We start from the raw sequence: 10,190 nt of genomic DNA, 5'->3' as shown, positions 1-10,190 counted from the left end.
TCTGCTCCCGGAGAGCAGGATAGACGATCTTCTGGAGGGCAGCGGAACCCTTCGGTTTCCCGAGTGTGTACACGACCGCAGAGACGTAGTTCATCCCCTCCGTGTAGGTCTGTACCGTCCGGTCAAGAAGATCGGAGTCAGGACAGTCCGTCTTGAGGATGACCGTCTTTGGGGTGAGCACATGTAATTATTTCACTCAAAAGTATTTGCAGTTATGTGTGTGAGCCGCAATTCCTCCCCGGCCTAAAGACCGGGGACTCCTTGCGGAGGAAGTTGAAACTCTTTCTGAAGAAAGATCCCGTCCGGGTGGCCGCACCCCCGCCCTTATACCGTACCTCTGGTGCTCAAAACCCACGTGGTGCCCCAAGAAACAACTGATAACACTCTCTCTGTGTGAGTTTTTGTTGTGAAAAGGGCAATTCCTCGCTGCACCTGTTGGCCGGGGTCTCCTTGCCCATTTAGAAATGAATACAGGTTACCGGGTTTTGTAGAATGAGTGAACTCGGATACACTGCCTTCCCCTTACAGATCATCGGGGGACTAATGCCCCCGGCAAAGACACTCCAGGAAAATGATCCAGAAGATCAGTTCTCCGGGTTTTCATGAGGCTTTGACTCTCATCGAGCACTCCATGATGAAGATGGAGAGGGCAAAACCACCTTCAGAAAGGTCCGCCCTATCGCAATCCCGGGAGCCCGGGGGCAGCGCCCCCGGCGCGAGCGTGCGGGAAGGCACGTTGACCAGACGAACTCCTCAGAACAATTTTCATGCGGTATGCCTGAGGCGTGCTCCTGACTCATGCCTGATTCTACAGAGACGGTTACTGCTCAACGTAATTCGGTCCGATTATCTGAAATTGATTTTCAGGTATACTCCGGGGCACTCACCGGAGGTACAGGGTCTACGCGTGGACGCCAGGTGGGTACTCCCTGTGGCCTCCGGAGAGGGTGTGTCCGTTCTCTCCTTTTCCTGTCGCCGCCCAGACGGCATCGATCAGTTTCTGGAAGAAACTATCTCCTTCGCTGACCTTCTTGATGATCCATCCCGCTCCCGCCGTCCGGGCACGGGAGGCCACGTCGCCGTGCCTGCCGCCGGTGATCAGGATATAGGGAAGGTCCATCCCGCGATACCTGAACTCTTCGAGGAGACGGATCCCATCCATCTCCGGCATCTCGAAATCAGAAATACATACATCAAAATGCTCGCTCTCCATCCTTTCCAGGGCCTCACGACCTTCGTGGGCGAGTGTGGTGCTGATCTCACCGGTACTTTCCAGAAAGAGTCCGATCACGTTCAGGAGGGTGGGATCATCGTCCACGATGAGGACGCGGATCTGCTCGTCTGTGTAGGGGGGCATTAGGGGGTAATTATTGTGTCGTGCATATAATCGTTCCTATAATTCCCGGATCCTGTATCAGAAAATACCCCTCGTATCCATCTCCCCATCAGGAAAGCTGCTCCATGTTTCGGGGAATGTCGATGACCCCGGTTTCCGGTAGATGATGACGAAAATCGTCGTAGTTTTCGTATGATTTATCTCTCATGGCGTCCATTTTCCTGTATGGTACGAAACGTTATTCTGGGCGCCCTCGCCCTCCTGTGCTGCGCCTGCATCCTTGGTGCGGGCTGCACCACGACCGGGCCGGCGCAGACGAACACGACCACTCCGGTGCCGGTGAACACCACCGCCCCTGTCACGCCGACGGAGACGGTCATCGGCATGCCCAACCCCGCCGCGGCATGGTGCCAGGAGCAGGGCTACACCTCTGAGACCAGGAAGGACGCGGCCGGCAACGAGTACGGCGTCTGCATCTTCGACAACGGCACCGAGGCCGACGAATGGGCGGTCTACCGTGCGGCAACCGGCGCCTTCAACAAGACGGCGAACGGGACCGCGGTCAACGCCACGGTGGGCGACATCGTCGGGATCAGTCTGACAGAAAACCCGACGACCGGGTACAGCTGGAACACGACCCTCTCCGCGGGCCTGACCCTCCTGAACGACACCTACACCGTTGATCCCCATGCCGAGGGCATGGTCGGCGTGGGCGGCACCCACCTCTGGCTTGTGCGTGCCGACGCCGCAGGGAACCAGACTTTCTCCGCCGTCTACAAGCGCTCCTGGGAGAACACGACCGGGACCGAGGACACCTTCTCCCTGACGCTGAAGGTCGCCTGATCCCCTCTCCCTTTTTTCCCCCTTCTAGACTTCCTGATTTTTCGCCGCCACCGCGGCACACTCGGAGAAATACTCCCCGGCCGCCGTGAGAAACCCATCCTTCTCGGCATAAAACTCCCGCGCGAGCAGGAAGATCCGGGAAGCATCCCCGACCGCCGTGTGCGGACTGATCCTGCCGTCATAGACCTCCGGCACCGGGTACCGGTAGTGGCGGGAGAGGATCTCCCCCTGTGCGTGGGCGAAATCGATGATACAGGAGGCGCGGTCGAGGGAGAGGACGTCTCTCATGCCGAGGGCCGCCCTGACCTCGTGCTGGAGATCGGTGCAGCGGTATCCCGAGAGGTCGAAACCCGCCCGTGCAAGGGCCTTCGTCTCCATGCCCCGCGCAAAGAACGCGAACCGCGAGATCTCGTCCTCGTCGCAGAGATCTCTCATAAAATCCCCGAGGTCGGTGAAGGACGCGGCCGCCACCTCTCGCGCCCGCCGCCACTCCCTGCCGCCCAGGCGGTGGGAGGGGTCGTACGGCATGCCGTCCTGCCCCTTCCCGGGATTTGCAACGCTCGTCTTGACGCCTGTCCGCACCCCCAGGGGGCCGATCCTGTTCTGCCAGACCTCGACCTCGATGTCGTACGCAAAAATCCTGCCGGCAAACGCGGGCATGTCGTCGTCCCGGCCGTAGACGACCGCACCGACTTCGATGGGCATGACGACGTTGCGGTGCGTCCCGTAGACGTGCCCAAACTCCATGTCGATGCAGGCGATGCGCCCGTCTTCGTGGTTCATTCTACTCGACAGGGACGAAGAGTTTCTTGCCTGCCCCGCACCTCGGGCAGACCCAGTCTTCGGGAAGTTTTTCAAAAGGTGTGTTCGGCTGGATATTCTGGGTGTGGTCCCCGCTTGCAGGGTTATAGATGTACCCGCACTTGGTGCACCTGTACATGTCCATGATTGCAAAGAAGGCCACCCATGATACTTATCCCTTTTGAGATCCGCGGAGAGGGCGGTACCAGACATGCATGCTCTCGCATCTCCCGCAGATCTGGGTGTTCCGGACAAGAGTGCCGCCATACCGGTACCCCGCGCCCGCAAAAAGGCGGTTGATGGGGTACCAACCGGCCCGGCAGATGGTATACGCCGTCTTCATCCCCCTCGCCACCATCTCCTCCTCCATCACCTGCAGCAGGGCCGCAGAAAGGCGGAGCCCGCGACAATCCTGCCGGACGGCGAAATCGGTCATCTCGACGTTCTCGCCGGTGCAGTCCATCTCGGCCGAGGACGCCGCCACGATCCTCCCGTCCCGTACGACGACAAAAAACCGTACGTCCTCTGCCATCACCTTCCTGATATGGTCCGGGTCCCCGATCGGGAAGGGATAGGTGACAAAAGTCTCCGCGTACAGGTGCGCGACCGCCGCGGCGTCCTCCGGCCGTGCTTCCCTGACCTGAAACCCGTCAGGAAGGTCTCTGCACCGTTCGGACGTTTCCCTGCCGAGGAGGGAGCGGTCGACACCGGCCGACGGGTCGCTCGCTCGCTCTGCGTCAAGGAACCTGGCCACGAAGAAACCGTCTTCCCGTCCGCGGTACAGCCCGGGCACCGTGGCCTCGACATGGTACCCCTCCCGGAGAAAGCCGTCGAGTGCCTGTGCCGGCACGCGCGCGATCACCTTCGTGTACCCCCGGCGTCCTGCCAGTTCGATCAAAAGGCCCGGCATCCCGTGCATGTCTCCCGCCGAGAGATGCATCAGATAGACGCGGTTGTTCGCCGGGCCGTGCTGGACCGTCGATTCCCCGATGACGGCGACCCGGTCAGGCATCGTTTCGCCGCTCCATTCTGTCCGTGTTCTCCGGGACCAGCGTGACGGTCGGATCGAGATCCGAGAGAAGGCTTGCGATCCCTGTGGTGCCCTGCTCCCGGGCACCTTCTTCCATCAGTTTGAGGCTGCACTCCGAGCAGTCTCCGTCGCAGTACGTCGGCCGGTAGTCCGCGGGCTCGGGATAGGTGGTGATAACACCCTCGTAATTCCTGAGCACCACCCTGGAGTCAGAACATGAGATCAGGTAGGTGGGCATCACCGGGATCTTGCCGCCGCCCCCCGGTGCGTCGATCACATAGGTCGGGACGGCAAAACCGCTCGTGTGACCGATGAGGTTCTCGATGATCTCCACCCCCTTTGCGACCGACGTCCTGAAGTGGGAGAGGCCCTCGCTGATATCGCACTGGTAAAGATAGTACGGGCGCACCCGGTTTTTGACGAGTTTATGTACGAGCGCCCGCTGAAGACGCGGACAGTCGTTGACATTGGCGAGGAGGACCGTCTGGTTTCCGAGGGGAATACCGGCGTCGGCGAGTTTTCCGAGGGCCTTCTCGGCCGTGGCGGTGATCTCCTTCGGATGGTTGAAGTGGGTGTTGATCCAGAGCGGGTGGTGGCGGGCGAGCATTTCGACAAGATCGTCTGTGACTCGTTGCGGGAGCACGACCGGGATGCGGGTGCCGATCCGCACCACCTCCACGTGATCGATGGCATCGAGTTCGGTGAGGATCCGATCGAGCATATCGTCCGGGAGCATGAGCGGGTCCCCTCCCGAGAGCAGGACGTCCCTGATCTCGGGGTGCGACCTGATGTATGCGATCCCCGCCGCGATCTCCCCGCGAGAAGGGATGGAATCCGTGTCTCCCACCTTCCGTTTTCTGGTGCAGTGCCTGCAGTACATCGCGCAGACATTGGAGACCAGAAAGAGCACCCGGTCCGGATACCGGTGGGTGATGCACGGGGCCGGGTGGTCGGCGTCCTCGGCCAGCGGGTCGGAGAGGTCGGACTCCTCGACGCTGAGTTCCCGGGTCGACGGGAAGCACTGCATGAAGACCGGGTCGTTCGTGTAGTCGTCTCGTTCAATGAGGGAAAGATAGTACGGCGTAACACGGAGAGGGAATTTTGCCACTGTCTCCTCAAGGGCGGCCCTCTCCTCCGGCGGAATGGTGATGCCGAGGGTTTTTTCAAATGTCGTGATGTCGCGGATTGCATGGCTGACCTGCCACTGCCAGTCGTTCCACCGTGCCACGGCGGTGTCGGCGTCGGTGCGCTCTGCATTCTTCTGCTCGGTCGTCGTGTCGGTAAGCATCGGAATTCTCCGCGGGATCTTTATTGCCGACTTATGATATAGTGGCTCCAATATTTATTTATACGATGATCTTTTCGAAACGGGGGTTTATGCCGTGATATCTGTCTATGGGGACATCGAAAAATGCCGATATATCGTCTTCAATTTTGGTGGGTGTAGCATCTCTGAAGGCAGATCTGCCGCTCGATTTATCGCCCGAACACGCCAACCTGTAGAGAGCGATGTACTACCACCTCATTCTTACCGACGCCTGCAACCTCTGCTGTTCGTACTGCCGTGCCAGGGACTTCGAGGAGATGGATCCCTGCGGGCGCGAGGTGGCGATCGAGGAGGACGTGCCCCCCGACCTCTCCTTCGACCTCTCCGATCTCTACCGCTTCCTCTCCGAGGACCGGGCGCCGACCCTCACTTTCTACGGCGGCGAACCGCTGCTGCGCCGCGACCTGATCCAGGAGGTCATGGACAACGCCCCTCCCGCCTGCCGGTTCATGGTCCAGACCAACGGCCTCCTCCTCGACCGTCTCGGCCCCGAGATTGTCAACCGTTTCTCGACGATACTGACCTCCGTCGACGGGCCCGCGGCCCTCACCGACGCCCACCGCGGTGCCGGGGTCTATGCGCGGGTGATGAAGAACGTGCGGACAATCCGTGCCGGCGGGTATGCGGGCGAGCTCATCGCCAGGATGACCGTCGCCGAGGACACCGAGATCGAGGAGGCGGTCCTCCACCTTGCCGACCTCCCGGACTTTACCTCCATCCACTGGCAGATCGACGCCAACTTCTGGGGCGACTACTCCCGGCGCGACTTTGCCGCCTGGATGGCGGAGTCGTACAACCCGGGCATACGCCGCCTTGTCGGGAGGTGGGTGGCGGCGATGCGCAAGGAGGGGCGGGTGCCCAGGTGGTACCCCTTCCTGGGGTGCATGGATGACCTCCTCCTCGGGCAGGGAAGCAGCCTCCGCTGCGGCTGCGGCTACGCGAACTACACGATCATGACAGACGGGACCGTCATCCCCTGCCCCTGCATGGTCGGGATGAAGGACTGGTACCTCGGCCATGTCTCCTCCGTCACCCCCCACGACCTCCCTGTCGTCCATGTCGGCGACCCCTGCACCTCCTGCAGCCTCAGGAGTTTCTGCGGCGGGCGGTGCCTGTACTCGAACATCCTCCTTCCCTGGCCCGAGGAAGGGCGGCGTCTTGTCTGCAGGACAGTGCAGAACCTCCACGACGCCCTGGCGTCGGCGCTTCCCGAGGTGCGGGGGCTCATTGCGGAGGGGAGGATCGCCGTCTCCGACTTCTCCTACGAACGCTTCAATGGCTGTGAGATCATTCCCTGATGGAAAGATTAAGACTGTTCAGGAGTGATATCACTCTGATGTCCCCCTCCCTCGACGACTCTATCGGGAACTTTGTCGCCGCCGACGGGAGTCCGACCTGCCGGGACACTGTTCGCTGCGGCGGGATCGAGGTGCCGCGCTATCAAAACGAGTTCTGGACGTCGCGGCAGCGTCAGGCCTCGTCTATTCATGAAGTCTCGTATCGAGCGTGTTTCAAGCCCCAGCTCCCCCGTTTCTTCATCGACCTCTTTACACGGGCCGGGGACGTCGTCTACGACCCTTTCAGCGGCCGGGGCACGACCGCGATCGAGGCGGCCCTCATGGGGCGGCGGGTGATCGCAAACGACATCAACCCCCTGAGTGCGGTCCTTGCGAGGCCGCGCCTCTCCCCGCCGTCTCTCGACGCGGTCGCCGAAAGGCTCGACGAGATCCCGCGGGTGCGGGGCGGGCGGGCCGGCACCGACCTCTCGATGTTCTATCACCCGAAGACCAGGGCCGAGATCGTCGCCCTCCGCCGGTACCTCCGTGACAGAGGGGAGGACGAGGACGACGCCGACCGCTGGATCAGGATGGTGGCGACGAACCGGCTCACCGGCCACTCGAAAGGTTTTTTCTCGGTCTACACCCTCCCCCCGAACCAGGCGGTCTCGCCGGAGAGCCAGCGGCGGATCAATGAGAAGAGGCGCCAGAAACCGGAGTACCGCGACACCCATGCCCTTATCCTGAAAAAGTCGCAGCAACTCCTGACGCGGATCTCCCCGGAGGAGGAGGCGGCCCTCAGGTGCGCGGGGACCGACGCCCTCTTCCTCACGGGCCGGGCCGACGAGACGCCCGCGATCCCGGACGCCTCCGTCGCTCTCACCGTCACCTCGCCGCCCTTCCTGGACATCGTGCAGTATGCGAAGGACAACTGGCTGCGGTGCTGGTTCAACGGCCTGGACGCCGCGGAGGTCGGGGCCGGGATCACGACGGCGCGGACCGTGGAGGAGTGGCAGGCGGTGATGGGCCGGGTCTTCGCCGAACTCTTCAGGGTGACGCGGCCGGGCGGCCGTGTCGCCTTCGAGGTCGGCGAGGTGCGGCACGGCCGCGTCGCCCTCGACGAGCATGTGGTCCCCCTCGGCGCCGGGGCCGGTTTTCTCCCCGAGGGGATCATGGTGAACAGCCAGGCCTTCACCAAGACCTCGAATATCTGGGGGATCGCGAACAATGCCGGCGGGACGAACACGAACCGCATCGTCCTCTTCAGAAAGCCCGAACGGGGCGGGAAGAGTGCGAAAAAATCCGCAGTTATCGATCCCGATATATAATGCCGTGTCCATGATCCTCCATGGACCGGTGGATACTCCTGCCCCTTGCCGGGGCCCTGCTGATCGTGTGTGTCTGGGGCCTCGCCCTCTTCCTCCCCGACGCGGGGGGAGGGGTGGACGAGAGCGGCCTGCGCACCTTTTCTTCCGATGCCGAGGTGATCGATTTCCTGAAAGAGCATGCGGCGACGTACCCGCCGGGCGGGTACGTGGACGGCGTCGTCCCTGATACGGCGCCGGCAGAGGCGCCCCGGACCCTCACCCCCACGATGGCCCCGACGGCCGGCGGTGCTGCCGATTACTCCTCGACGAACGTCCAGGTCGCCGGCGTGGACGAGGCCGACGTCGTCAAGAACGACGGGGAGTATCTCTATATCCTGAGGGAAGGGGAGTTCGTCATCGTCCGCGCTGTCCCGCCCGGCGAGGCGGAGGTCGTCGGCCGTGCGGCGGTGGACGGGTGGCCGCGGGCGCTCTTCCTCGCGGGCGACCGCCTTGTTGTCTTCACCGTGAAGACGGAGGACGACCTTGTCACCCCCGAGGGGAGCGCGGCGCCGGTGCCGGTGCACAGGGAGGTGACCGCCGCAGAGATCTGGTCGGTGGAGGACCGGGCGAACCCCCGTCTCCTCGACACCGTCACCGTCACCGGGGCCTACGAGGGTGCGCGGCTCATCGACGGCGAGGTCTGGCTCATGACCGCGGAGCGCCCCGACCCGCCTGTCTATCCTCTGCCCGAGGCCGGGGGCGTCCGTCCCTCGATCTACACTCCGCCGATCCCCCAGCGGTACTACACCTTCCACACCCTCGCCTCCTTCCCGGTGGCGGGCGGCCGCGAAGCGTCGGCGGTCTCCTTCCTCCTCGGCGACGGGGGGACGATGTACGTCTCGGCGAAGAACCTGTACCTCGCCTACTATGACGCCCCCGGCGGGAAGTCGGTCGTCCACCGCTTCGCCCTTGCGCCCGGCGGCGCCGCCTATGCGGCGACAGGCATGATCAACGGCACGGTGAAGAACCAGTTCTCGATGGACGAGGCGGGCGACACTCTCAGGGTGGCGACGACCTCCTTCCAGAACAACAGCACGAGCGGGGTCTACCTCCTCGACAGGGATCTGGAGGCCCGTGGCGCCCTCGAAGGGATCGCGCCGGGCGAGCGGATCTACGCGGCCCGCTTCATCGGCGACCGCCTCTACCTGGTCACCTTCAGGCAGATCGACCCCCTCTTCGTCATCGACCTCTCCGGGACGAAGCCCGCCGTCCTCGGCGCCCTGAAGATACCGGGCTACTCCGAGTACCTCCACCCCTGCGGCGACCACTGCCTCATCGGCGTCGGCAGGGAGACGGCGGTGAGTGAGTGGGGCGGCACCGTCAACGGCGGCCTGAAGGTCGCCCTCTTCGACGTCGGCAATGTCTCGGCCCCGACGGTCGTCGACACCGCGGTCATCGGCGGCCAGATGACCGGGTCGCCGGCCCTCGAGGACCATAAGGCCTTCTTCTTCGACGAGAGGCGCGGCGTCCTTGTCCTCCCGGTCTTCGATCACGGGCGGGAATACCCCGTCTCTTCCTCTCCCTGGAACGGGGCGTACGTCTTTACCGTCTCCGAAGGGGAGGGCATCGACCATATCGGGACCATTGCCCACGAACCGTCATGGGACGGGCGGGTGGAGAGGACGGTGCGCTTCGACGAGACCCTGGCCACGATCTCCGAACTCTCCGTCGTCCTGACCGACCTCCCGGACTGCACCCGCGCCGGGTCGGTCGTCCTGGGGGATTCGAGCGTGCTCCCGCCGCCGGTGGTGACCACCCCGCGGCCCCTGCCGCCGGAGATGGGGGGGTGACGGCCCTGTCGTCTTCCCCGCGTCGCATTCAATCCCATATTTTTATTGTCCCTGCCGGAGAGGTCTTCTGACGTTATGGTTATCGAGTATCCCGAACCCGCAGCCATATTGCAGGCCCTCCCCCTGCCTGTCGGCGTGATCGACCGGGACGGCCGCGTCATCCGGGCGAACCCCCTCTTTTCGTCGGTGCCGGACGACCTGCTCTCTTCGCCGGACTTCGCCGCGTTCCTCGCGCATGTGCGGGAGGAGGGTGCCGCGTCTGCAACCCTCTGCGTCGGTCCGGACTGCTTCGCGGCGAAGGGGCGGGTGGTGCCGGGGCCGGGCGGCCATGTCGTCGTCGCCCTCGTCCTCGACAGGGATGGAGGGCAGGGCGGGTGCCGTCTTGCCGTCCTCGCCGGCATCATGAGGGCCGCCACCGC

At 63.3% G+C, this 10,190-nt stretch carries 10 protein-coding genes and 1 pseudogene; 5 read left to right on the top strand and 6 right to left on the bottom strand.

The features are described 5' to 3' along the window. Positions 1–181, bottom strand: a pseudogene (locus PHP59_RS09365) (RNA-guided endonuclease TnpB family protein); the annotation flags it as partial. Between the two features lie 720 nt (positions 182–901). After that, a complete protein-coding gene (locus PHP59_RS09360; RefSeq protein WP_300166325.1) occupies positions 902–1,357 on the bottom strand; it encodes a response regulator in 456 nt (151 codons plus the stop codon). A 204-nt stretch (positions 1,358–1,561) separates the two neighbouring features. On the opposite strand from PHP59_RS09360, the gene PHP59_RS09355 reads away from it, so the two are divergent. Continuing rightward, on the top strand, positions 1,562–2,179 hold the full coding sequence (locus PHP59_RS09355; RefSeq protein WP_300166323.1) for a protease inhibitor I42 family protein: 618 nt from the start codon (positions 1,562–1,564) through the stop codon (positions 2,177–2,179). Between the two features lie 24 nt (positions 2,180–2,203). Here PHP59_RS09355 and PHP59_RS09350 read toward each other — a convergent pair whose 3' ends face one another. From PHP59_RS09350 to ablA, 4 genes are read right to left on the bottom strand one after another with little or no spacing between them, the layout of a single operon-like run. Continuing rightward, on the bottom strand, positions 2,204–2,962 hold the full coding sequence (locus PHP59_RS09350; protein WP_300166321.1) for a hypothetical protein: 759 nt from the start codon (positions 2,960–2,962) through the stop codon (positions 2,204–2,206). 1 nt (position 2,963) lies between these two features. Next, the gene (locus PHP59_RS09345) at positions 2,964–3,125 is read right to left on the bottom strand and encodes a rubredoxin (RefSeq protein ID WP_300166319.1); all 162 of its coding nucleotides are present in this window, start codon (positions 3,123–3,125) and stop codon (positions 2,964–2,966) included. A 27-nt stretch (positions 3,126–3,152) separates the two neighbouring features. Further along, positions 3,153–3,992, bottom strand: coding sequence for a putative beta-lysine N-acetyltransferase (gene ablB / locus PHP59_RS09340; RefSeq protein WP_300166317.1), 840 nt, complete (start codon positions 3,990–3,992; stop codon positions 3,153–3,155). Next, entirely contained in the window at positions 3,985–5,298 is a 1,314-nt protein-coding gene (gene ablA / locus PHP59_RS09335; protein ID WP_300166315.1) for a lysine 2,3-aminomutase, read from the bottom strand. Before ablA ends, ablB begins: the two co-directional genes overlap by 8 nt. A gap of 221 nt (positions 5,299–5,519) precedes the next feature. Between ablA and PHP59_RS09330 the strand changes: the two genes are divergently transcribed. From PHP59_RS09330 to PHP59_RS09315, 4 genes are all read left to right on the top strand, one after another. After that, complete coding sequence (locus tag PHP59_RS09330; protein ID WP_300166313.1) at positions 5,520–6,635, top strand: TIGR04084 family radical SAM/SPASM domain-containing protein; 1,116 nt, start codon at positions 5,520–5,522, stop codon at positions 6,633–6,635. 38 nt (positions 6,636–6,673) lie between these two features. Further along, positions 6,674–7,942 (top strand): DNA methyltransferase, encoded by a 1,269-nt coding sequence (locus tag PHP59_RS09325; RefSeq protein WP_300166312.1) that lies wholly within the window; start codon positions 6,674–6,676, stop codon positions 7,940–7,942. 20 nt (positions 7,943–7,962) lie between these two features. Continuing rightward, positions 7,963–9,771, top strand: a complete 1,809-nt coding sequence (locus PHP59_RS09320) for a beta-propeller domain-containing protein (protein WP_300166311.1) — start codon at positions 7,963–7,965, stop codon at positions 9,769–9,771. A 75-nt stretch (positions 9,772–9,846) separates the two neighbouring features. Then, the coding region (locus PHP59_RS09315; RefSeq protein WP_300166310.1) for a hypothetical protein at positions 9,847–10,190 on the top strand (344 nt) is incomplete at its 3' end.

The organism is Methanofollis sp., from assembly GCF_028702905.1.
Lineage (GTDB): Archaea > Halobacteriota > Methanomicrobia > Methanomicrobiales > Methanofollaceae > Methanofollis.
This window is presented reverse-complemented; position numbering and strand designations above follow the sequence as displayed.

Coding starts and splice junctions, on each gene's coding strand:
- PHP59_RS09360 (WP_300166325.1), bottom strand. CDS start 1,357: ATGCCCCCCTACACAGACGAGCAGATCCGCGTCCTCATCGTGGACGAT.
- PHP59_RS09355 (WP_300166323.1), top strand. CDS start 1,562: ATGGTACGAAACGTTATTCTGGGCGCCCTCGCCCTCCTGTGCTGCGCC.
- PHP59_RS09350 (WP_300166321.1), bottom strand. CDS start 2,962: ATGAACCACGAAGACGGGCGCATCGCCTGCATCGACATGGAGTTTGGG.
- PHP59_RS09345 (WP_300166319.1), bottom strand. CDS start 3,125: ATGGACATGTACAGGTGCACCAAGTGCGGGTACATCTATAACCCTGCA.
- ablB (WP_300166317.1), bottom strand. CDS start 3,992: ATGCCTGACCGGGTCGCCGTCATCGGGGAATCGACGGTCCAGCACGGC.
- ablA (WP_300166315.1), bottom strand. CDS start 5,298: ATGCTTACCGACACGACGACCGAGCAGAAGAATGCAGAGCGCACCGAC.
- PHP59_RS09330 (WP_300166313.1), top strand. CDS start 5,520: ATGTACTACCACCTCATTCTTACCGACGCCTGCAACCTCTGCTGTTCG.
- PHP59_RS09325 (WP_300166312.1), top strand. CDS start 6,674: ATGTCCCCCTCCCTCGACGACTCTATCGGGAACTTTGTCGCCGCCGAC.
- PHP59_RS09320 (WP_300166311.1), top strand. CDS start 7,963: ATGGACCGGTGGATACTCCTGCCCCTTGCCGGGGCCCTGCTGATCGTG.